A 20,305-nucleotide genomic window follows, 5' to 3' on the forward strand; every position below is an offset into this window, starting at 1 on the left:
CCATCGACCGTGGCCCTACACTCCTGACTGACCCTAGTCGCAGAGGAGCCGGGCGTTGGACAGCGAAACATATCAGCGGGGGCGGCAGATCCGCTCGGAGGTACTGGGCAAGGCCTACGTCGATCAGGCAATCGCCGGGGCCGACGAGTTCACCGGGCCGCTGCAGGATCTCGTCACCGAATACTGCTGGGGCGCGGTATGGGGTCGGGACGGCCTGACCCGCAAAACCCGCAGCATGCTCAACCTGGCCATGACGTCGGTGCTCAACCGGCCCCACGAACTTCGCACCCACATCCGGGCCGCACTGACCAACGGCGTCACGCGCGAGGAGATCCGCGAGGTGTTCCTGCAGGTCGCTGTCTACGCCGGGATGCCCGCCGCGGTCGACAGCTTCCGGGCCGCCGCCGAGATCTTCGACGAGCTGGACAACGCGTGAACATCGGCTTTATCGGGTTGGGGCACATGGGTTTCCCCATGGCACGCCGGCTCATCGCAGCGGGTCATCATGTCATCGCCTACGACAAAAGCACGGCGGCCCTGGACCGCGTCACCGCCCTGGGCGCCCACCCGGCGTCGTCACCGCGGGCAGTCGCCGACGGTGCCGAGACCGTGCTGGCCAGCCTGCCGACGCCGGCCGTCTCGCTCGCGGTGGCAACCGAGCCGGACGGCGTGATCGACGGCTCGCGGGTTCGGCGCTACGTCGACCTGTCCACCGTCGGCAGCCGGACCGCCGGGCAGATCCACACACTGCTGGCCCGGCGCGGCATCGTCGCGATGGACAGCCCGGTCAGCGGTGGCGTCGGCGGCGCCGAACGCGGCGCACTGGCCTTGATGGTCGCCGGCCCCCGTGCCGAGTACGACGCCGTCCACGCAATCCTGGAGACGTTCGGCCGTCCCTTTTACGTGGGCGACCGGCCCGGTTCCGGGCAGACCATGAAGCTGGCGAACAACATCCTGGCGGCCAACGTGCTCGTCGCCACGGCTGAGGTCGCGGTGATGGGCGTCAAGGCAGGTCTGGATCCGGCCGTCCTGCTCGAGGTGCTCAACGCCGGCTCGGGGGCCACCAGTGCCAGCCGGGACAAGTTTCCGCGAGCCATCCTGCCCCGCACCTTCGACTACGGCTTCGCCACCGGACTGATGGTCAAGGACGTGCGACTCTACCTCGAGGAGGCCCACGCCCTGGGGGTGCCGACCGAACTCGCCGACACCGTCGGACGACTCTGGGAGGTGGTCGCGCAGCATCAGGGACCCAACTCCGACTTCACCGAGGTGATCAAGCCGTTCGAAGCCCAGGCCGGCGTCACCGTCGGACCTGCCGACGCGAGGTGAACACCGCAGCAGAAGTTACATTCAACGCGGAGAATGTTATTATCCACATCTAAGAACTGCACTTGCAACAAGCTAGAAAAAGATACTGCTACCTGGTCGGATGAGTAACCGAGCTGCTTACCGGCAATCCGTTGAGGGATAGCGAGGCAAAATGTTAGGTTGTCTATCAGATGGCCCGGCCACGACCGCCCAGACCGCCGGAGCCGGAGGGTGGCTGATGTGATCGAACACAACGACGGGGTGCGCACGCCGCTCATCGACGCCAGCGTCCACATCTTCTTCCCCTCGAACACCGACCTGCGCAACTTCTTGCGCGAACCGTTCAAGAGCCGCGGCTTTCCCGACTACGAGAACGACTGGTACGGCGCACCGGGCGGGGAGTATGCGCCCGACACCAAGGGACCGGAGCGGGGTCGCAGCTACCCGGGCTCGGATCCGGAATTCGTCGCCGAGGAGTTGTTCGCCAAGCGCGGAGTGGATGTGGCGATCCTGCATCCGATGGGCCGTGGGATCATGCCGGACCGGCACCTGGGCAGCGCGCTCCACGCCGCGCACAACGAAATGATGGTATCGCGCTGGCTGGACCATGACGAGTACGGCGATCGGTTCCGGGGCACCCTCCGGATCAATCCGGACGACGTCGCCGGCGCGCTGCGCGAGGTCGAGAAGTACCGCGACCACCCTCGGGTGGTGCAGCTCGGTGTGCCGCTGCAGTCTCGCGAGGTCTATGGCAAACCACAGTTCTGGCCGCTGTGGGAGGCCGCCGTCGAAGCCGACCTTCCGGTCGCGGTGCACATCGAGTCCGGCTCGGGCATCGGCTTCGCCCCGACCCCGTCGGGCAACACCCGCACCTACGAGCAGTACGTCAGCTTCATGGCGCTGAACTACCTCTACCACCTGATGAACATGATCGCCGAGGGCGTTTTCGAGCGGTACCCGACGCTCAAATTCGTCTTCGCCGACGGGGCCGCCGACTTCGTCACGCCGTTCATGTGGCGGATGGACACCTTCGGCCGCCCGCACCTGGAGCAGACGCCCTGGGCGCCGCGGATGCCGAGCGACTACCTGCCCGGCCATGTGTTCTTCGTTCAGGGCGCGTTGGACGGACCCGGCGACGTCGAATTCGCCGGTGAATGGTTCGGCTTCACCGGCAAGGACGACATGGTGATGTTCGGCTCCAGCTATCCGCACTGGCAATGCGGCGACATTCGCACACTGCCCCGGGCACTATCCGCCGAACAGCGCGACAAAGTGTGTTGGCGCAACGCGGCACAGCTGTACGGCATAGACATCCCGGCCGGGGTGGGCGCACAGTAGATGCCAGGGAGACCGAGGAGATTCAGATGACCCTGACCCATTCGCAGCAGCGGGTGCCGCCCGCCGAGCGCATAGCCGTCCGATGCGTCGACTCCGATGTCCACCCGGCACCCAAACGGGGTGAGCTGGTCCCCTACATCCCGGAGCCCTGGCGCAGCAAGTACTTCCTGACGCGCAACGTCGGCGAGCAGATCTACTACGACGCCCCGGACTACGCACACAGCTATGCGATGCGCGTGGACTCCTTCCCCACCAACGGCGAGTTCCCCTGCAGCGACCCGGATCTGGCGTTCCGGCAGCTGATCATGGAGGCCGGTTCCGACATCGCGATCCTGGAGCCAGCCGCGTATCCGGCCCGCATTCACGAAGCGCAGCACGCGATGTCGGTGGCGTTGAACGACTGGCAGGCCAACCACTGGCTGGACAGCCACAATAACTGGCACCAGCGGTGGCGCGGCTCCATCTGCGCCGCCATCGAAGACCCGGACGCCTCAGTGCGTGAAATCGAACGCTGGGCCGGGCACCCCTACATGGCCCAGATCCTGATCAAGGCCGAGCCGCGCCCGTCGTGGGGCCATCCGAAATACGACCCGATCTGGGCCGCCGCCACCAAGCACGACATCACGGTGAGCTGTCACCTGTCCCGCAGCCACTACGAGGAGCTGCCGACGCCGCCGGTGGGCTACCCCAGCTACAACCACGACTTCATGGTCACCTATTCGCTGCTGGCCGCCAACCAGGTGATGAGCCTGATCTTCGACGGGGTCTTCGACCGGTTCCCGACCCTGCGGATCGTCTTCGTCGAGCACGCGTTCAGCTGGATCCTGCCCCTGATGTGGCGGATGGACTCCATCTACGAAGCGCGCAAGTCGTGGCTGGACATCAAGCGCAAGCCGTCCGAATACGTCAAGGAACACATCAAATTCACCACTCAGCCGCTGGACTACCCGGAGGACAAGACGGAGCTGACCCGTGCACTGGAGTGGATGGAGTGCGAGAAAATTCTGCTGTTCTCCTCGGACTACCCGCATTGGACGTTCGATGACCCACGCTGGTTGGTCAAGCACCTGCCCAAGGCGGCTCGCGACGCGGTGATGTACAAGAACGGCATCGCGACATACCACCTCCCCGAGACCGTTCCGGTGCTCGAGGGTCAAATCCGGGTGCTCTGAATTGACACCGGACGAAAGGGGGGCGCACACCTTGCCCCCGCCCCGCCTCGCCCAGGGCCGTGAACACGTGGTGGCCACCGTCGACGAGATCCCGCCCGGCACCCACAAACTGGTGCCGATCGGGCGTCACGGCGTGGGTGTCTACAACGTCAACGGCACCTTTTACGCCATTGCGAACTACTGTCCGCACCAAGGTGGTCCGCTGTGCTCGGGGCGGGCGCGGGGACGCACCGTCGTCGACGAGACCGCGCCCGGTGACGCAGTCATGGTGCGGGATCTGGAGTACATCTACTGCCCTTGGCACCAGTGGGGTTTCGAACTCGCGACGGGTACCACCGCGGTCAAACCGGAATGGAGTATCCGCACTTACCCGGTCCGCGTGATCGGCAACGACGTGTTGGTGATGGCGTGACGACGCGGGAGAACCAGGTGTCGACGATCGAGGTCAACGGCGGAAACGTAGTCTACGAAATCCTCGGTGACACCGGCGATCTCATCGCGCTGACCCCGGGGGGGCGGTTCAGCAAGGAGATCGAGGGCCTGCGTCCGCTGGCCGACGCACTGGCCGACGGCGGTTACCGCGTGCTGCTGTGGGACCGACCGAATTGCGGCGCCTCCGATGTGCAGTTCTACGGGCAGAGCGAATCGCACATGCGCGCCGAAACCCTGCACAAGCTGGTGACCGGGCTGGGTTTCGAGCAGTGCATCCTGGCCGGGGGGTCCGGCGGCGCAAGGGATTCCATGCTCACCACCATGCTCTATCCGGAGATGGTGACCAAGCTCGTGGTGTGGAACATCGTCGGCGGCGTGTACGGCACCTTCGTGCTGGGGTCTTTCTACATCGTGCCGAGCATCCTGGCAGTGCGCGGCACCGGCATGGACGGCGTCGTGAGAGTTCAGGAGTGGCGCGACCGGATCGCGGAGAACCCGGCCAACAAACAGCGGTTCCTCGACTTCGACAAAGACGAGTTCCTCAAGATCCAGCTGCGCTGGCTCAATGCTTTCGTCTCCAAGCCGGGGCAGACGATTCCCGGTGTCGAGGACGAAATGTTCGACCGGATCAAGGTCCCCACCCTGATCATCCGCGGTGGCGAGAACGACCTGGATCATCCCAAGCGCACGTCGCTGGAAGTCAGCTGCCTGATCAAGGGATCCAAACTGATCGACCCGCCGTGGCCGGAGGACGCCTGGGAGCGCGCCTCCGAAGACCGTGCGGCAGGCCGGGTTACGCATTTCAACATGTTCGACACCTGGGTGCTGGCTGCGCCGCCCATCCTCGAATTCCTGGGCAGCACATGAGTTCACTCGGTGCGGATGTGGACCTCACAGTTGAGCGACGCCTCGAGTGCGGTGTGGATGCGGCTTTCCGGAACCCGATCGAGGTCTGTTGCGCGCAACGTCACATAGACGATGTCGTAACCCTCGTCGCCGGGCTCACGCAGCACCGTGCCACGCAGCCCGAACCCGGACAGCACCCCGTGCGCATCGTCGTCGGTGCCGCGGCTGACGAAGGTGACCACGCCCGCCACCGGTGTGACACCGAAAGCCCTGTCGCACAAGTTCATAGCGGTTTTTTTGGTCCCTTCGCCATCGTCGCCGGCGATGAGGACCTCGACCTCGCGCCGACTCGGCGGCCGGGCCGCCAGGTCGTTGGCCACCACATCGGCACCGAGTTCACGAGCCAGACCGAGGAGCGTCGCCATGCCCTCAGCTAGCCGCGCCGGCGAGAGCACACCGGTTGGATCGACATTGACGCGCACCACCGCAGTCCGCATGCGGCCAAGCCTATCCGGCCGGGTGGGAGGCTAGCTGATGGAGACTCAGACGACCGCCTCCTTCGTCACCGCCGTCTGGCCCGGTTGCCCGCCGCGTCTGTTGACCGGATCCGGCCCGGAGAACCTGGCGGCCTATCGCGAGCGGGGCGGCTACCGTCCGCTGGGCGACGCCGAGAAGTTGCTGGCCGAGGTCGAAGCCAGCGGTCTGCTGGGCCGCGGTGGCGCGGCCTTCCCCCTGGCGGTGAAGTTGCGCACGGTACGCACCAACGGGGTGATCGCCGGCGGCGCGATAGTGATCGCGAATGGCGAAGAAGGGGAACCGGCTTCGATCAAGGACCGTTGGCTGCTGCGTAACCGGCCGCACCTCGTGCTGGACGGGCTGCGGCTGGCCGCGGCGATCGTCGCGGCCGAGCGTGCCTACGTCTATGTGTCCGACGCCGAGTCAGCGCGCAGCGTCGAGGAGGCGCTCAGCGAATTGGATGCCAGCGCGCCCAGCGTCGAGGTGTGGTCCGTGCCACCGGGTTACGTGGCCGGGGAAGAGACCGCCGCAGTCAACGCCGTCAACGGGGGACCCGTCAAACCGACCGACAAGCCACCGCGCCCATTCGAAGTCGGCGTCGGCGGCCGGCCCACCCTGGTGAGCAATGTCGAGACACTGGCCAATCTGGCCTACCTGCAGGCCCACGGCGCGGCGGAGTTCCGTTCCCAGGGCACAGCTCAGTCTCCGGGCACCTTCCTGGCCACCATCACCGGGGGTGGTCGGCCGGCTGGCCTCTACGAACTTCCACACGGCCTGCCCTTTACCGAACTCCTTGCCGTACACGGGGTTTCACCGGATCAGCTGCGTGGGGTGCTGATGGGTGGTTACTTCGCCGGGCTGTTGAACCACCGCGTGCTGGAGGCCACTCTGGACCATGAGACCATCCGCGGGATCGGCAGTGGACTGGGCTGCGGTGCGATCTCGGTGATCACCGACGAATGTCCGGTCGCAGTCGCGGCCGCGGTGCTTGCGTACTTCGACCGCGAGAACGCCGGCCAATGCGGTTCCTGTTTCAACGGCACGGCGGCGATGGCCGCTGCCGCAGGCGCTCTGCGCGACGGGGTGGCGGCCACCGAGGACCTGGACCGGTTGCGGCGGTGGTCGGTGGTGCTGCGGGCGCGCGGTGCCTGCGGGACGCTGGACGCCGCCTGCAACATCGCGGCCTCCCTCCTCGACCAGTTTCCCGACGACGTCGCCCGTCACCTCGACGGCAGCTGCCCGGACTGCCGGCACGGTGCGTTTCGCGCCGAGCGTCCCTACCTGGTCGAAGGGGTGTGAGGGATGAAGATCCGGTTGGACCGCACCATCTGCGACGGATTCGGTCTGTGCGCCAAGCACGCACCCGAATACTTCTCCCTCGATGACTGGGGATACGCGTGCCTGATCGGCGACGGCACTGTGCCGCAGCAGGACCGGGACGCGGTGATGCGGGCGCTGCTGGACTGCCCGGTGCACGCCATCACCGAAGTCGGGGACCCCCGGCCGAGTACCCCGCACCCGGAGTTGCACGAGGAGGACGACCCCGCCTCGCGCATCAAGACCGAGTCCAACGAAGCCGAGTGGGGATTCATCCGTTGACACGGTGCGCCGGGCAGACCGCCCTGGTGACCGGGACCAGCAGAGGCCTGGGCAAGGCGATCGCACTGCGGTTGGCCGCCGAAGGGGCCACCGTGGCGCTGACTGCGCGGACCCTTGATCCCGACCCCAAATACCAAGGCTCGCTGCGAGAAACCCTCGCCGAGATCACCGCTGCGGGTGGCGCTGCGGTTGCGGTCCCGGCCGATCTGTCCAAAATCGAAGAGCGCGAGCGTTTATTCGGCGAAGTCGTGGACCGTATCGGCGCGCCGGACATCCTGGTGAACAACGCGGCGGTCACCTTCCTGCGGCCACTCGACGAATTCCCGGAGCGGCGGGTGCGACTCATGCTGGAGATGCATGTGCTGGCGCCGCTTCATCTCACGCAGCTGGCGATACCGGCGATGCGGCAACGTCGACGGGGCTGGGTGTTGAACGTGACCTCGGTCGGTGGCGACCTGCCGCCCGGCCCACCCTTCGACGCGTTCGACAGCGGAGCGGGCTTCGGGATCTACGGCACCGTCAAGGCCGCGCTCAACCGGCTCACGAAAAGCCTTGCCGCAGAATTGTACGACGACGGTATCGCAGTCAACGCCGCTGCGCCGTCCCGGCCGGTGGCCACCCCCGGTGCGGGCATCCTGGACCTGGCCAAGGCCGACACCGAGGACATTGGCCTGATCACCCAGACCGCGCTCGAACTGTGCACAGGCGACCCCGCGTCGATGACCGGCCGCATCGCGCACACCCAGACCTTCCTCCGCGAAATCGGGTGGCTGAGCTGACCGATCCGCTCGATACGGTGCGCAGTCGACTGCCCGACGTCGAGGGGCTGCGCCCGTTGTCGGGGGGCGCCTCCAGCCTGACCTACGTCGGGCAGACGGCGGATCGCCCGGTGGTGGTCAAGGTCGCCCCCGCCGGTCTGGCACCCACCCGACATCGCGACGTGCTTCGTCAGGCGCGCGTCATCAAAGCGCTGCACTCCACCCCGCTTCCCGTCCCCGACGTATTGTTCGAGGATCCGGGTGACCCACCGCTGGTGCCGCCGCTGTTTGTGATGTCGTGGGTCGACGGCAGTTCCGTCGAGCCGTTGTACGACGTGGGGGCTGCAGTCGACAGCGCTGTGCCACAACGCTATCGGAGTGCTGCCGAAATGCTGGCGCAGCTGCACCGGGTTGACCACTCTGCCGTCGGATTGGGCGACGAGCCGGTCAGCAGCGCCGGCGCCGAAGTCGAACGCTGGTGTCGCGCCCTGCAGACGGTGGAACCCGCACTGGCGCCGGGATGGCGCGATGTCGCCGACGCGCTGGCAGAATCGGTGCCCGCGCCGCTGGGTCCCGCGTTGGTGCACGGCGACTTTCGGCTCGGCAACCTGCTCGCCGTCGGCGCGGACATCACCGCCGTGATCGACTGGGAGATCTGGTCGGTGGGCGATCCACGCGTCGATGTCGGGTGGTTCCTGATCAACAGCGACCCGCGGACCTATCGGCGTGCCACCCGCTACCTGGGCATGACACCGAATCCGACGGAACTGGCCTCCACCTACCGAACGGCACTGGGAGTTCCGGTGCCCGGCCTCGACTGGTTCCAGGCGCTGGCCTGTTTCAAGTCCGTGGCGACCTGGTCGTTGATCGTCAAACACAACCGGCGACGACCAGTGCCTGCCGCCGACGTAGCGGCAATGGCAAAGCTGCTGCCGCACTTGTTGATTCGCGCTGGGGAGCTACTGGGTTAGGGCGATACCCGCCAACTGGGTGGCGAATTTCCGCTCGGCGGCCGCGCGCAGCCGCAGCAGGTGCTCGGACGGGAACAGGTCCGGGGCGGGCTGGTAGTCCTTGAGTAGCAGACGGGCCAACACCGTCTTGTGCACCTCGGTCGGTCCGTCGGCCAGGCCGAGTACGAACGACTCCACCAGGTGTTGCACGAAGGGCATCTCGTGCGTCGTACCGAGCGAGCCGTGCACCTGCAGCGCGCGGGCCGACACGTCGTGCAGGACCTTCTGCATCATCGCCTTGACCGCCGAGATATCGGCCCGGACAGCCTTGTAGTCGTTGTGCTGGTCGATCTTCCACGCCGTCTGCAGGGTGAGTAGCCGGAACGCCTCGATCTCCATCCACGAGTCGGCGATCATCTCCTGCACCAACTGCTTGTTGCCCAGCATGTCCCCTTGTGTGTAGCGGGAAACCGCACGCTCACAGAGCATGTCGAAGATGCGGCGCACCAGACCGACCGTGCGCATCGCGTGGTGGATGCGTCCACCGCCCAGCCTGGTTTGGGCGACCACGAAGGCGCCGCCCCGCGGACCGAGCATGTGGTCGGCAGGAACCCGCACGTTGTCGTAGCGCACATAGCCTTCCCGGCCACCGCCGAGGGGCTGATAGCCCAGACCCACGTCGCGCAGGACGTTGATCCCCGGCGTCTCGGCCGGTACCACGAACATCGAGTGCTGTTGGTAGGGAGCGGCTTCGGGGTCCGTCACGGCCATCACGATCAGGAACGACGCCATCGATGCGAAGGACGAGAACCATTTCTCCCCGTTGATGATCCAGCTGTCGCCGTCCTGGACGGCCGAGGTGGTAAAGACCTTCGGGTCCGCGCCGCCCTGCGGTTCGGTCATGGAGAAGCAGGACACGATCCGGTTGTCCAGCAACGGCTCGAGATAGCGCTTCTTCAGCTCGGGTGTGCCGTAGTGGGCCAGGATCTCGCTGTTGCCCGAATCGGGTGCCTGGGAACCGAATACGATCGGCGCGCATTCGGAGCGGCCGAGGATCTCGTTGAGCAGGGCCAGTTTCAGCTGTCCGTAGCCCGGTCCGCCCAGATGCGGCCCGAGGTGGGTGGCCCACAGCCCGCGTTCCTTGACGATGCGCTGCAGCGGCGGAATCAGCGCCTGACGCACCGGGTCGTTGAGGTCGTGCGACTCCTTGACCAACAGATCGACCGGCTCACACTCCGAGCGGACGAAATGCGCCACCCAGTCGAGTTGCTCCGCCCACTGCGGATCAGTCGAGAAGTCCCACGCCATTTGCCGATTCCTCTCCCTCGACGTTGAGTCTGCGCTCAGGGCGCAATATCGGCGGCAAAATTCGCGCCGCGGCTGCAGAGTCACTGTGAGACGCGCTCATCGCGACCACTTCTGACGCAACGCGGCGGCTTCGTCGGTGGCGTGCGTCAGCACCTGGTTGCGGTTCTCCAGTTCGATTGCCGGCGCCAGGCCCGCGGCGTCGGTGTTCACGTGCAGTGTCCGTTTGGTGAGCTGGGTCGCCAGAGCCGGCAGATCGGCGATATGCCCGGCCAGCTCCACCGCGCGGTCCACTAGCGCCTGCGGCTCCAGCAGTTGACTCACCAATCCGCGGCGATCCGCCTCGGCCGCGGACACCGTCCGGCCGGTCAGCATCCAGTCCGCGGCGACGCTGGCACCGACCACCCGCGGCAGGTGGTAACTCATGCCCATCTCCGCACCCGACAGGCCCAGCAGAATCGCCGCGTTTCCGAATGACGCTGCCGTCGAACAGATTCGGATGTCCGCGGCCAATGTGATGGCCAATCCGGCACCGACGCAGGGCCCGTTGACGGCCGCGATCACCGGCTGCGGCAGATCACGGATGGCCTGCGGTATCGCGGCCATGGCCTCTTGAAATCTCAGCCGGTCGAGGGCCGGATCGTCGGGTTCGGGAATGCCGGTGCCGAAGTCGCGCACATCGATGCCCGAACAGAAGCCGCGGCCCGCGCCGGTGAGCACGACGGCGTGCACCGAGGTGTCGCCGGCCAGGTCGCCCAGCGATTCGGTGAGCTCGGCCAGCATTGCCGCGTTGATCGCGTTCAGCCGTGCGGGACGGTTGAATCGCAGGATGGTGACGCCGGACCGCGGTGTCTCCCGGACCAGCGTCTCCGTCACACTCGGAGATGATAACGTAATTCTCGAATTCGCATAACGTGCCTACCGGTACGTTCAGCCTGCGGAGGTGACGTGTCAACAGCCCCGGGACGCCCGCTGCCCCAGATCACTGATGAGAACGAATTCTTCTGGACCGCCGGCGCCGACGACACGTTGCGGATCCAGGAGTGCCGTGCCTGCGCGGCGCTGATCCATCCGCCCGCACCGGTCTGCCGCTACTGCCGCTCCCGTGACATGGGCGTACGCAAAGTCTCGGGCAGGGCGACCCTGGCCGGTTTCACCATCAACCACCGCTTCAGCCTGCCGGGGATGCCGGCGCCGTACGTGGTGGCCCAGGTCACGATCGACGAGGACCCGCGGGTCCGGTTGACCACCAACATCGTCGAATCCGATCCCGAGCAACTCGAACTGGGTCAGGTAGTCGAGGTCGTGTTCGAGCAGATCGAAGACGTGTGGCTGCCGCTGTTCCGTCCGGTCCCCGATGCCGCACCGGGCGCGCTGCCGGACGACGAGATCGCACCGGAGCGTTTTGGCGAGTATGTCCGTCCGATGCTGACGACGGAGAAGTTCGAGGACAAGGTCGCGCTCACCGGGATCGGGATGTCGCCGATCGGACGGCGCTTGATGGTGCCTGCACTGTCGCTGACCGTGCAGGCGTGCGAGGCGGCCATCGCCGACGCCGGACTCAGCTTCGACGACATCGACGGCCTGTCGACCTATCCCGGCGGCGGCAACCTGGGCGGGTTCGGCGAAGGCGGAGTGACCAATCTGGAAGCGGCCCTGGGCATTCGGCCGACCTGGCACAACGGCGGTATCGAGACATTCGGACCCGGCGGATCGGTGATCGCGGCCATGCTGGCGGTCGCCGGCGGCTTGGCCCGGCACGTGCTGTGCTTCCGGACGCTGTGGGAAGCCACCTTCAACGAACAGATGAAGCAGGGCAAGATCGTCCCGTCCGGCGGCCGCACCGCCAGTTGGCAGTGGCCGTTCGGCGCCACCTCGGCCGCTCACACGCTGGCGCTCAACGCCCAGCGGCACTTCCACCGGTACGGCACCACGAAGGAAACCCTGGGCTGGATCGCGCTGAATCAGCGCGCCAACGCCGAACTCAATCCGACCGCGGTCTACCGGTCGCCGATGACGATGGACGACTACCTGAACGCGCGGCCCATCACCACGCCGTTCGGCCTCTACGACTGCGACGTGCCGTGCGACGGCGCCATCGCCGTCATCGTGTCTGCCGTCGACGCCGCCCGCGATCTGGCCAAACCGCCCGTGCTGGTGGAGGCCGTCGGCACCCAGATCATCGAGCGCATCGACTGGGACCAGAGCACCCTGACCCACGAACCGCAGGTGCTGGGCCAGTCGGCGCACCTGTGGACGCGTACCTCGTTACGGCCGGCCGACGTCGACGTCGCCGAACTCTACGACGGCTTCACGATGAACTGCCTGTCCTGGATCGAGGCGCTGGGGTTCTGCGGGATCGGTGAGGCCCGCGAATTCCTGGACGGCGGCAAGAACATCGCCCGTGACGGCCAGATCCCGCTGAACACGCACGGCGGCCAGTTGTCCCACGGCCGCACGCACGGCATGGGGCTGCTGCACGAGGCGGTCAGCCAATTGCGCGGTGAGGCCGGGGAGCGCCAGGTTGCCGACGCCCGCGTCGGCGTGGTCAGCAGCGGCGGGTTGACCCCCAGCGGTGTGATCCTGTTGCGGAGCGACGGATGAGTCCCCGCCCCCGGGTGGTGATCGTCGACGGCGTACCCATGTCGGCGGTCGTCGCCGAAGCGGACAGTCCCAAGGCCGTGATCCTGGCCATCCACGGCGGCGGCACCAGCGCGGTCTACTTCGACTGTCCCGGGCATCCGGACTTGTCGTTACTGCGACTAGGAGAAGCGCAGGGATTCACCGTCATTGCGCTCGACCGGCCGGGGCATGGCAGCTCGGCGGCATATCCGGACGCCGTGCGGACCCCCGAGCAACGGGTCGACCTCGCCTACGGTGCCGTCGACCGCATCCTGGGTCAGCGACCCCGCGGGGCGGGGTTGTTCGTGCTGGGTCACTCGGGCGGCTGCGAACTCGCGACCCGCATGGCGGCGCACGACCGTGGCGCCGGACTGCTCGGCCTCGAACTCGGCGGCACCGGCCGGCGCTACCACGCCGCCGCCAAGGAGATCATGAAAGCCGCGGAGGTCAAGGAACGTCCGCCAGGCACCCGTGAACTGTTGTGGGAACCGACGCGGCTGTATCCGGCAGACATTCTGCGCGGCATCACGAATTCTTCGGTCGCTCCGCCCTACGAGCGGGACGTGGCGCTGAACTGGCCGCACCGCTACTTCCCGGCGCTGGCGCCCGCGGTGCGGGTGCCGGTCAGGTTCAGCCTGGGTGAGTACGACAACGTGTACCGCTCCGATCCGGAAGCGCTGGCCGAGATCGCTGAGATGTTCAGCGCCGCGGCATCTTTCGAGGCCGAACTGCACGCTGAAGCAGGGCATAATCTGAGCCTGGGACTGACCGCCGCCCAGTACCACCGCAAGGTGTTCGCATTCGTCGACCATTGCATTGCGGGCAGCGCCGACCGGGCGGTGGGCTGATGCGTGTCGGGTTCATCGGGTTGGGCAGCCAGGGCGCTCCGATGGCGCGCCGGATCGTCGACAGCGGCTTCCCGACGACGCTGTGGGCCCGCCGGGCAGCGACCCTCGAGTCCTTCGCGGACACCCCGGCGCGGGTGGCCGGGTCGCCGGCCGAACTCGCCGCCGCCAGTGACCTGGTCTGCCTGTGCGTGGTCGGCGACTCCGACGTCGAGGAACTGACCTTCGGCGAGCTCGGCGTGCTGGCCGGGTTGCAGTCGGGCGGGGTGATCGCAGTGCACAGCACCGTGCACCCCAACACCTGCCGCGCCATCGCGGAAAAAGCTGCCGCACAGGGTGTCTCGATTATCGATGCGCCGGTCAGCGGTGGCGGACCAGCGGCCGGCGAGGGCCGGTTGCTGGTCATGGTCGGCGGTGAAACCGAGGTCGTCGAGCGCTGCCGTGCGGTCTTCGAAAGCTACTCCGACGCCGTCATCCACCTCGGCGAGCTGGGGTCGGGGCAGACCACCAAGCTGCTCAACAACTTGCTGTTCACCGCCAACGTCGGGACCGCGGCCACCGCTCTCACCCTGGCCGAAGCGCTCGGCGTCTCCCCGGCACGGCTGGCAGACGTCGTCGCGCGCAGCAGCGGGAACAGCTTCGCGCTCAGCTCGATTGCCAAGGCGGGCGGCGTGGCGCGACTGGCCGGTCTCGCCGGCCCGCTACTGCAGAAGGATGTGCGACTGCTGGTGGACCTCGCCGAGCGCGCCTCGGCGCCCGGTGGCGCCGCACTGGCGGCGGCCGACGCCGCACTGAGCCTGATGGATGCCCCGAGATGAAACCAGATTTCCCTTCCCGACCAGCCCGGAAGCCGCTACCGTTGACGTTACAGTCGGGCGTTCAGCTGTAATGGTTTCAGTCCGCAGCTCAGCAGCAAGGAGCCTCCATTGACGACATCGACGGTCGTTTTCGATCCGTTCTCGCAGGACTTCTTCAACGGCGCCTGGGACACCTACAAACGGATGCAACAGGAAGCGCCGGTCTACTACAGCGAGGAATACGACTTCTACGCGCTGACCCGGCATGCGGATGTGGCGGCCGGGCTGAAGAACTTCGAGACTTACTCCTCGGCCTTCGGCATCGACCTGTCGATGGTGCGTACCGGCAAGCCGCCGGAGCAGAAGTCGATCATTTTCATGGACCCGCCGGACCACCGGCACATGCGCAGCCTGCTCAACAAGGTGTTCACGCCGCGCGCCATCCAATCGCAGCGTGAGATGGTCGGCGCGAAGATCGACAAGTACCTGTCCAAGGTAGATCCGGACAACTTCGACGTGGTGCAGGAATTGTCCGGCCCGTTCCCGGTCGAGGTGATCACCACGATGCTCGGGGTGCCCGAAGAGCACGCTCAACGGATCCGTTTTCTGATCGACGAGTCCCTGCACCGCGAGCCCGGACAGGTCGAGGCCGGCGAGAAAGGCATCCAAGCCAACATCGAAACCGGGACCCTGTACTACGGACTCCTGCAGGAACGCCGGGTGAAGCCGCAGGACGACCTGTTCACCAAGCTCATCGAGGCCGAGATCGAACGCGAAGACGGTCAGAAGACCAAACTGGACGACATCGAAATCGCGGGATTCGCAACATTATTGGGTGGTGCCGGTGCTGAGACCGTCACCAAGCTGATCGGCAACGCGCCGGTGGTGTTCGCGCGGTTCCCGGGCGAGTGGCAGAAGCTGCTCGACGACCGCAGCAAGATCCCGGCGGCGGTCGAGGAACTGTTGCGCTACGAGGCGCCGTCGCAGTATCAGGTCCGTTGCTCGGTCAAAGATGTTGAGCTGCACGGGGTCACGATCCCGGCGATGAAACCGGTGTTCCTGATCAACGGTGCGGCCAATCGCGACCCCGACGTCTGGACCGACCCGGACACCTTCAACATCGACCGGGACCGACACGAGGCACTGAACCTGTCCTTCGGCTACGGCATCCACAGTTGTCTGGGCGCCGCCCTGGCCCGGATGGAAAGCGCGATCGCGCTGGACAAGCTGCTGGATTTCATGCCCCGCTACGAGGTGGACTGGGACAACTGCAACCGGGTCCAGATGCAGAATGTCGCAGGTTGGAAGAACGTTCCGGTGCGGGTGTTGCGATGAGAATCGAAGTGGACTGGGATCTGTGCGAAAGCAACGGCGTGTGTATGGGCATCATCCCCGAGGTATTCGAACTCGGCGATGACGACATGCTGACGGTGCACCGGACCGAGGTCACGCCAGATATCGAAGAGCAGGTCCGCGACGCCGTCCGGCAGTGCCCGAGACAGGCGATCTCGCTCGAGGAGTGAACTCCCAAGCTGGAACGCAATCGCGGGCCGGGCGTTAGAAGCCGGCGAGGATGACCGCGTTGCAGTCGGCCGCAGCCTGGCGCAGCTTGGCAGCGTTCTGGTATGCCTCGGATTCGTACCAGGCGCGGGCGGCGTCCACCGATTCGAATTCCAGCACCACGGTCTGGTCCCCGTGCCAGTCACCCTCGAGGACGGTGGGCGAGGTGTCCACCGCAAGAACCCGCACACCACCCATGGCCGCACCGGCGGCCTTGCCGTAGGCCTTCATGCCTTCGGGATCCTTGATGGCCTCGGTGAGGATCACATACCCTTTGCGGCCGTTGGACATTCGCGAATCTCCTTAGCGCTCTTTGATCGCCTGTTCGGGACAACATTCGATGGCTTCCCTGGTGGCGGCCTCGAATTCCGTTGGTACGTCGGAATCTATTGCCACCGCGTAACCGTCTTCGGTGATGCTGAAAACCTCCGAGCACAGCGTCAGACACATGCCGTGACCACGGCACCACTCGTCGTCGACCCAGACTTTCATGCCGGCGTGAACTCCAGATGCAGCTCGGTCAACCCGCGCAGAATGAAAGTCGGAACATATTGGTAGCGACGGTCCTCGGCCGGGCCGTGCACCCGCTCGCTGACTCTGACCTCCGACGTCCGATCGAGGAGTCGTTCGATCGCCACCCGGGTTTCGGCTCGCGCCAGCGGTGCGCCGGGACAGCTGTGGATGCCCCGCCCGAACGCGATGTGCTGACGGGCGTTCTTGCGGCTCGGATCAAAGGTGGCAGGCTCGTCGAACCGGCGCGGATCACGGTTCGCGGCGGCCTGCACCACCATCACGGTGGTACCGGCGGGCAGGTCGACTCCACCCACACTGGCGGGCACCCGATTCAGCCGGAAGTCGCCTTTGACCGGACTCTCGTGCCGCAACGATTCCTCGATGAAGTTGGGAATCAGACTCCGGTCCTTGCGCAGTTGTGTCTGGATGTCGGGGCGCTCGGCGAGCGTCTGCAGGGACGCGCCGAGCAGCCGTACGGTGGTCTCCTGTCCGGCCGAGAAGACGTTGCTGGCGACGCGCGCCACGTCTTCGACCTCGGGAGTCGTCCCGTCGGGATAGGTGGCGGTGGCCAGACCGGTCAATACGTCGTCGCGGGGATTCTGCCGGCGGTCTCGGACGTAGTCGGAGAACAGACCGTACAGGAATTCCAGCGGGCTGTGGGCCAACGCTTCTTTGCCCGTTCCGCCGATGCCGCCGCCGGAGTTCTGCCGGATGCCTTTGATGAACTTGTCGCGGTCCTCCATCGGCACACCCAGCAGGTCGGCGATCACCAGCAGGGTGAACGGCCCCGCGAAACCCTTGATCCAGTCCCCTTCGCCGGGCGCCAGGAAGTCGTCGAGAACCTGGTCGGCGAGCGACCACATCGCGTCCTCGTTCTCCTTGAGGCGCTTCGGGGTGATCAGCCGCATCAGCAGCGAGCGGTGGTTGGTGTGCGTGGGGGGATCCAGCGTCGGCAGCTGATCGCTGAACGGCAGCTTGTCGCGGTGCTGCACGATCAGATCGGTGATGTCGTCGCCTTCGATGGGGACCGGGAAGCCGGGAAAGGGACCCGTCACCGAGTTGCACGAGGACCAGGTGTCGGCGTCGTTCAATACCGCGCAGGCCTCCTCCCAACCGGTCACCATCATGACGCCGTGGTGGTCTTCGCGGGCCACCGGACATTGCCGGCGAAGCGCTTCGTAATACGGGTAGGGGTCCGCAACGAGTTGTTTGTCGCGGAAGAAATCCAACTCGGTGACGTCCTGCGCCATTTCTTGCTCCATCTGATCTCGGTAAACGAGAACGTGCCTCTCACATCTGAGTATTACATTTCCACAGGGCCGCTACGTCGTCAATGCGCGCGCCCACCGGCGGAACTAGCCGGCGGGCACCAGGTCGGCCGCTACCGACGGGGCAGACAGCACGCCGCTGCGGAAGCGCTCGGCGACACCGAAGGTGGCCCCCGCCAGACCCGCCGCCGCCAGTGCCCGCGCCTTGAAGGTCTGGGCCGCCATACTCAGCCGGTGCTCGACCAGCCCGACACTGTCGTCCAGCTCCACCGGCCAGGTCTTGCCCCACAGCGTGACCTCGGTGACGCCGTGGTCGAGGGCGTGCAACACGCCGGTCCGCACTCGCGGGTCGGAACCCAACAGGTCCGCCGCGGCGGCCAGGGCCTGCGGGCGGGGTCGCGTCCCGACGGAAGTCAGAGCGGATTCCAGGTCCAGCGTCTTGGCGCCGAGTATGTGCAGCGGCCGGTCGTCGGGATGATCGGTGAGCAGCACGGTGACGTCCCAGCCCGCCATCGACCGATCGAAGAGCCACCCGCCGGCGAACGTCACCACGTCGGCAACGCTGGAGGCGACGACGTCGAGGCGGTACCTCATGTCGGGTTCGGCGTCGTCCTGCACGGGGAAAAGTCGCGCGCCAGCGCCTCTGCGTACTCCTTGAAAACCTCGGTCAGCGGTATCGAAGGGTCCAGCAACCATGTCATTTCCATTCCGTGGGTGAAGGCGAGGATTTCCACCGCCTTGACGTCAGGGTCTATGTCGGCGCGATAGCGACCAGCCGCCTGACCTCGCCGGATGGCGGCGGCGACGATTTCGGTGGCGTCCCGTTGCCGGGTGACCAGACGGTCGTGCAACGGCGCGTCGGGGTCGATGTTCTCCACCAGGAGCACGGTGAAAGTGCCCAACAGTTCGGGCGCCCGGTTGAACCGGTCGGCGACCTGAGCGATCTCGCCGAGCAGATCGCCGCCGCGGTCGGAATGGGTGTCGTCGTCGAGGTCACGTGCGTCCAGCACCGCATGCAGCAACTGCTCTTTGGATTCGAAGTGGTGCAGTAGTCCGGCGGAAGACACCCCGGCTTCACGGGCAATCTGGGCCAGCGTCGTGGCGCGCCAGCCGTTACGCGACAACAGCCGCTGTGCCACCGCAAGGATCCGCTGTTTGCGGTCCTCGCCTTTGGCGAGCAGCGTTTCATACGGGCGTGCCTCAGGCACTGGTCTCCTCAACCGGGCTGCGGACAGAAACCTACCGAACACACAGTAGGTTGGTTTGGCTGCGCTGACAAGAGGCGCGGCCCAGCCGGATTCAGTTGACCAGTTCGACGAGCGTCGCGTTGGCCGTGCCGCCGCCTTCGCACATGGTCTGCAACCCGAAGCGGATCCCGTTGTCACGCATGTGATGAACCATGCGCGTCATCAGCACCGCGCCCGACGCGCCGAGCGGGTGCCCCAGCGCGATCGCACCACCCAACGGATTCAGCAGCGCCGGGTCGGCACCGGTCTCGGCCAGCCAGGCCAGCGGCACCGGCGCGAAGGCCTCGTTGACCTCGAAGACGCCCACCTCATCGAGTCGAACGCCGGACTTGGCCAGCACCTTCTCCGTCGCCGGAATCGGTCCGGTCAGCATCAGCACCGGGTCGGCTCCCGTGACGGCACCGGCGCGGTAGCGCACGATCGGCGTCAGACCCAGTTCCAGCGCCAGTTCGGCGGTGGTGATCAGCAGCGCGGCCGCGCCGTCGGATATCTGCGAGGAGTTCCCGGCATGGATCACCCCGTCCTCGGTGAAGGCCGGCTTCAACCCGGCCAGTTTCTCCACCGTGGTGCCCCGCCGGATGCCCTCGTCCTCGTGCACGACGGAATCCTCGGTGAACACCGGCACGATCTGTTCGGTGAACGCATTGCCGTCCTGCGCGGCGGCGGCACGCTCGTGGGACAGGGCTGAATACTCGTCCAGCCGGGCGCGGGAAAATCCCCACTTCTCGGCGATCAGCTCTGCCGACAACCCTTGGTTGAAAGAGAAATCGTCGTAGCGCGCAAGAACTTTGGGGCCGTACGGCATACCGGTGGCGCGGGCCGAGCCGAGCGGAACGCGACTCATGACCTCGACACCGCCGGCGACCACGACGTCCTGTTGCCCGGACATCACCGCCTGCACCGCGAAGTCGAGAGCCTGCTGGCTGGACCCGCAGGCCCGGTTGACCGTGGTGCCGGGGATGGTTTCCGGCCAACCCGCGGCCAGCACCGCGTAGCGGCCGATGTTGCTGGACTGATCGCCGACCTGCGAGACGCAACCCCAGATCACGTCGTCGACGATCTCGGGACTAACGCCGGAGCGTTCGAGCAGTTCGTCGAGCACGACGGCGGACAGATCGGCGGCGTGTATCCCGGACAATCCGCCGTTGCGTCTTCCGACCGCGGTGCGCACTGCCTCGACGATGACTGTGTCGCGCATTCCTGGCTCCCGTCTTCCGATGAGGGCCGAG

The 20,305-nt window shown here is 66.4% G+C and carries 24 protein-coding genes; 15 read left to right on the forward strand and 9 right to left on the reverse strand.

The features are described from left to right. Window positions 1-55: 55 nt before the first annotated feature. The 6 genes from AC5Y3Z_RS13490 (at window position 56) to AC5Y3Z_RS13515 (ending at window position 5,117) form a co-directional block, all read left to right on the forward strand. A complete protein-coding gene (locus tag AC5Y3Z_RS13490) occupies window positions 56-436 on the forward strand; it encodes a carboxymuconolactone decarboxylase family protein (protein ID WP_463827260.1) in 381 nt (126 codons plus the stop codon). Next, window positions 433-1,329: an NAD(P)-dependent oxidoreductase gene (locus AC5Y3Z_RS13495; protein ID WP_463827259.1), complete on the forward strand. Its 897-nt coding sequence runs from the start codon at window positions 433-435 to the stop codon at window positions 1,327-1,329. The genes AC5Y3Z_RS13490 and AC5Y3Z_RS13495 overlap by 4 nt, the downstream gene beginning before the upstream one ends. A 219-nt stretch (window positions 1,330-1,548) precedes the next feature. After that, window positions 1,549-2,646: an amidohydrolase family protein gene (locus tag AC5Y3Z_RS13500; RefSeq protein WP_463827499.1), complete on the forward strand. Its 1,098-nt coding sequence runs from the start codon at window positions 1,549-1,551 to the stop codon at window positions 2,644-2,646. A 26-nt stretch (window positions 2,647-2,672) separates the two neighbouring features. Beyond that, window positions 2,673-3,818, forward strand: a complete 1,146-nt coding sequence (locus AC5Y3Z_RS13505) for an amidohydrolase family protein (RefSeq protein WP_463827258.1) — start codon at window positions 2,673-2,675, stop codon at window positions 3,816-3,818. Between the two features lies 1 nt (window position 3,819). After that, entirely contained in the window at window positions 3,820-4,230 is a 411-nt protein-coding gene (locus AC5Y3Z_RS13510) for a Rieske (2Fe-2S) protein (RefSeq protein WP_463827257.1), read from the forward strand. A gap of 17 nt (window positions 4,231-4,247) precedes the next feature. After that, window positions 4,248-5,117, forward strand: coding sequence for an alpha/beta fold hydrolase (locus tag AC5Y3Z_RS13515; RefSeq protein WP_463827498.1), 870 nt, complete (start codon window positions 4,248-4,250; stop codon window positions 5,115-5,117). A 2-nt stretch (window positions 5,118-5,119) separates the two neighbouring features. On the opposite strand, the gene AC5Y3Z_RS13520 is transcribed toward AC5Y3Z_RS13515, so the two are convergent. Continuing rightward, window positions 5,120-5,593, reverse strand: coding sequence for a hypothetical protein (locus AC5Y3Z_RS13520; RefSeq protein ID WP_463827256.1), 474 nt, complete (start codon window positions 5,591-5,593; stop codon window positions 5,120-5,122). 37 nt (window positions 5,594-5,630) lie between these two features. On the opposite strand from AC5Y3Z_RS13520, the gene AC5Y3Z_RS13525 reads away from it, so the two are divergent. Genes AC5Y3Z_RS13525 through AC5Y3Z_RS13540 form a run of 4 tightly spaced genes read left to right on the forward strand, consistent with a single transcriptional unit; the run spans window position 5,631 to window position 8,940 of the window. Beyond that, a complete protein-coding gene (locus AC5Y3Z_RS13525; protein WP_463827255.1) occupies window positions 5,631-6,911 on the forward strand; it encodes an NADH-ubiquinone oxidoreductase-F iron-sulfur binding region domain-containing protein in 1,281 nt (426 codons plus the stop codon). A gap of 3 nt (window positions 6,912-6,914) precedes the next feature. After that, a complete protein-coding gene (locus AC5Y3Z_RS13530) occupies window positions 6,915-7,211 on the forward strand; it encodes a ferredoxin (RefSeq protein ID WP_463827254.1) in 297 nt (98 codons plus the stop codon). After that, complete coding sequence (locus AC5Y3Z_RS13535; RefSeq protein ID WP_463827253.1) at window positions 7,208-7,990, forward strand: SDR family NAD(P)-dependent oxidoreductase; 783 nt, start codon at window positions 7,208-7,210, stop codon at window positions 7,988-7,990. The genes AC5Y3Z_RS13530 and AC5Y3Z_RS13535 overlap by 4 nt, the downstream gene beginning before the upstream one ends. Next, on the forward strand, window positions 7,978-8,940 hold the full coding sequence (locus AC5Y3Z_RS13540; RefSeq protein WP_463827252.1) for a phosphotransferase family protein: 963 nt from the start codon (window positions 7,978-7,980) through the stop codon (window positions 8,938-8,940). The genes AC5Y3Z_RS13535 and AC5Y3Z_RS13540 overlap by 13 nt, the downstream gene beginning before the upstream one ends. Here the strand turns inward: AC5Y3Z_RS13540 and AC5Y3Z_RS13545 are convergent. Together AC5Y3Z_RS13545 and AC5Y3Z_RS13550 are read right to left on the reverse strand one after the other, a co-directional pair. Beyond that, window positions 8,929-10,227, reverse strand: coding sequence for an acyl-CoA dehydrogenase family protein (locus AC5Y3Z_RS13545; protein ID WP_463827251.1), 1,299 nt, complete (start codon window positions 10,225-10,227; stop codon window positions 8,929-8,931). The genes AC5Y3Z_RS13540 and AC5Y3Z_RS13545 overlap by 12 nt on opposite strands. Before the next feature lie 96 nt (window positions 10,228-10,323). Next, window positions 10,324-11,100 (reverse strand): enoyl-CoA hydratase/isomerase family protein, encoded by a 777-nt coding sequence (locus AC5Y3Z_RS13550; protein ID WP_463827250.1) that lies wholly within the window; start codon window positions 11,098-11,100, stop codon window positions 10,324-10,326. A gap of 72 nt (window positions 11,101-11,172) precedes the next feature. Between AC5Y3Z_RS13550 and AC5Y3Z_RS13555 the strand changes: the two genes are divergently transcribed. The 5 genes from AC5Y3Z_RS13555 (at window position 11,173) to AC5Y3Z_RS13575 (ending at window position 16,011) form a co-directional block, all read left to right on the forward strand. Continuing rightward, entirely contained in the window at window positions 11,173-12,828 is a 1,656-nt protein-coding gene (locus AC5Y3Z_RS13555; protein ID WP_463827249.1) for a thiolase C-terminal domain-containing protein, read from the forward strand. Further along, on the forward strand, window positions 12,825-13,694 hold the full coding sequence (locus AC5Y3Z_RS13560) for an alpha/beta hydrolase (RefSeq protein ID WP_463827248.1): 870 nt from the start codon (window positions 12,825-12,827) through the stop codon (window positions 13,692-13,694). The genes AC5Y3Z_RS13555 and AC5Y3Z_RS13560 overlap by 4 nt, the downstream gene beginning before the upstream one ends. Further along, window positions 13,694-14,509: an NAD(P)-dependent oxidoreductase gene (locus AC5Y3Z_RS13565; protein WP_463827247.1), complete on the forward strand. Its 816-nt coding sequence runs from the start codon at window positions 13,694-13,696 to the stop codon at window positions 14,507-14,509. Before AC5Y3Z_RS13560 ends, AC5Y3Z_RS13565 begins: the two co-directional genes overlap by 1 nt. 108 nt (window positions 14,510-14,617) lie before the next feature. After that, window positions 14,618-15,823, forward strand: coding sequence for a cytochrome P450 (locus AC5Y3Z_RS13570; RefSeq protein ID WP_463827246.1), 1,206 nt, complete (start codon window positions 14,618-14,620; stop codon window positions 15,821-15,823). Next, a complete protein-coding gene (locus AC5Y3Z_RS13575) occupies window positions 15,820-16,011 on the forward strand; it encodes a ferredoxin (protein ID WP_463827245.1) in 192 nt (63 codons plus the stop codon). Before AC5Y3Z_RS13570 ends, AC5Y3Z_RS13575 begins: the two co-directional genes overlap by 4 nt. A 34-nt stretch (window positions 16,012-16,045) precedes the next feature. Here the strand turns inward: AC5Y3Z_RS13575 and AC5Y3Z_RS13580 are convergent, their stop codons facing one another. The 6 genes from AC5Y3Z_RS13580 to AC5Y3Z_RS13605 all read right to left on the reverse strand — a co-directional run bounded on the left by AC5Y3Z_RS13580 (window position 16,046) and on the right by AC5Y3Z_RS13605 (window position 20,274). Further along, window positions 16,046-16,339: a DUF1330 domain-containing protein gene (locus AC5Y3Z_RS13580; RefSeq protein WP_463827244.1), complete on the reverse strand. Its 294-nt coding sequence runs from the start codon at window positions 16,337-16,339 to the stop codon at window positions 16,046-16,048. A 12-nt stretch (window positions 16,340-16,351) separates the two neighbouring features. Continuing rightward, on the reverse strand, window positions 16,352-16,540 hold the full coding sequence (locus AC5Y3Z_RS13585) for a ferredoxin (RefSeq protein WP_463827243.1): 189 nt from the start codon (window positions 16,538-16,540) through the stop codon (window positions 16,352-16,354). Then, window positions 16,537-17,811, reverse strand: a complete 1,275-nt coding sequence (locus AC5Y3Z_RS13590) for a cytochrome P450 (RefSeq protein WP_463827497.1) — start codon at window positions 17,809-17,811, stop codon at window positions 16,537-16,539. The genes AC5Y3Z_RS13585 and AC5Y3Z_RS13590 overlap by 4 nt, the downstream gene beginning before the upstream one ends. Window positions 17,812-17,916: 105 nt before the next feature. Then, the gene (locus tag AC5Y3Z_RS13595; RefSeq protein WP_463827496.1) at window positions 17,917-18,423 is read right to left on the reverse strand and encodes a hypothetical protein; all 507 of its coding nucleotides are present in this window, start codon (window positions 18,421-18,423) and stop codon (window positions 17,917-17,919) included. Continuing rightward, the gene (locus tag AC5Y3Z_RS13600; RefSeq protein WP_463827242.1) at window positions 18,420-19,037 is read right to left on the reverse strand and encodes a TetR/AcrR family transcriptional regulator; all 618 of its coding nucleotides are present in this window, start codon (window positions 19,035-19,037) and stop codon (window positions 18,420-18,422) included. Before AC5Y3Z_RS13600 ends, AC5Y3Z_RS13595 begins: the two co-directional genes overlap by 4 nt. A gap of 91 nt (window positions 19,038-19,128) precedes the next feature. Then, the gene (locus tag AC5Y3Z_RS13605; protein ID WP_463827241.1) at window positions 19,129-20,274 is read right to left on the reverse strand and encodes a thiolase family protein; all 1,146 of its coding nucleotides are present in this window, start codon (window positions 20,272-20,274) and stop codon (window positions 19,129-19,131) included. Window positions 20,275-20,305: the final 31 nt, after the last annotated feature.

The organism is Mycobacterium sp. NGS61 (assembly GCF_059812325.1).

What these genes read in the sequence shown, in the direction of transcription:
- AC5Y3Z_RS13505 (WP_463827258.1), top strand. Translation starts at nt 2,673, where the DNA reads ATGACCCTGACCCATTCGCAGCAGCGGGTGCCGCCCGCCGAGCGCATA.
- AC5Y3Z_RS13520 (WP_463827256.1), bottom strand. Translation starts at nt 5,593, where the DNA reads ATGCGGACTGCGGTGGTGCGCGTCAATGTCGATCCAACCGGTGTGCTC.
- AC5Y3Z_RS13525 (WP_463827255.1), top strand. Translation starts at nt 5,631, where the DNA reads ATGGAGACTCAGACGACCGCCTCCTTCGTCACCGCCGTCTGGCCCGGT.
- AC5Y3Z_RS13530 (WP_463827254.1), top strand. Translation starts at nt 6,915, where the DNA reads ATGAAGATCCGGTTGGACCGCACCATCTGCGACGGATTCGGTCTGTGC.
- AC5Y3Z_RS13545 (WP_463827251.1), bottom strand. Translation starts at nt 10,227, where the DNA reads ATGGCGTGGGACTTCTCGACTGATCCGCAGTGGGCGGAGCAACTCGAC.
- AC5Y3Z_RS13560 (WP_463827248.1), top strand. Translation starts at nt 12,825, where the DNA reads ATGAGTCCCCGCCCCCGGGTGGTGATCGTCGACGGCGTACCCATGTCG.
- AC5Y3Z_RS13565 (WP_463827247.1), top strand. Translation starts at nt 13,694, where the DNA reads ATGCGTGTCGGGTTCATCGGGTTGGGCAGCCAGGGCGCTCCGATGGCG.
- AC5Y3Z_RS13575 (WP_463827245.1), top strand. Translation starts at nt 15,820, where the DNA reads ATGAGAATCGAAGTGGACTGGGATCTGTGCGAAAGCAACGGCGTGTGT.
- AC5Y3Z_RS13580 (WP_463827244.1), bottom strand. Translation starts at nt 16,339, where the DNA reads ATGTCCAACGGCCGCAAAGGGTATGTGATCCTCACCGAGGCCATCAAG.
- AC5Y3Z_RS13585 (WP_463827243.1), bottom strand. Translation starts at nt 16,540, where the DNA reads ATGAAAGTCTGGGTCGACGACGAGTGGTGCCGTGGTCACGGCATGTGT.
- AC5Y3Z_RS13590 (WP_463827497.1), bottom strand. Translation starts at nt 17,811, where the DNA reads ATGGCGCAGGACGTCACCGAGTTGGATTTCTTCCGCGACAAACAACTC.
- AC5Y3Z_RS13595 (WP_463827496.1), bottom strand. Translation starts at nt 18,423, where the DNA reads ATGAGGTACCGCCTCGACGTCGTCGCCTCCAGCGTTGCCGACGTGGTG.
- AC5Y3Z_RS13605 (WP_463827241.1), bottom strand. Translation starts at nt 20,274, where the DNA reads ATGCGCGACACAGTCATCGTCGAGGCAGTGCGCACCGCGGTCGGAAGA.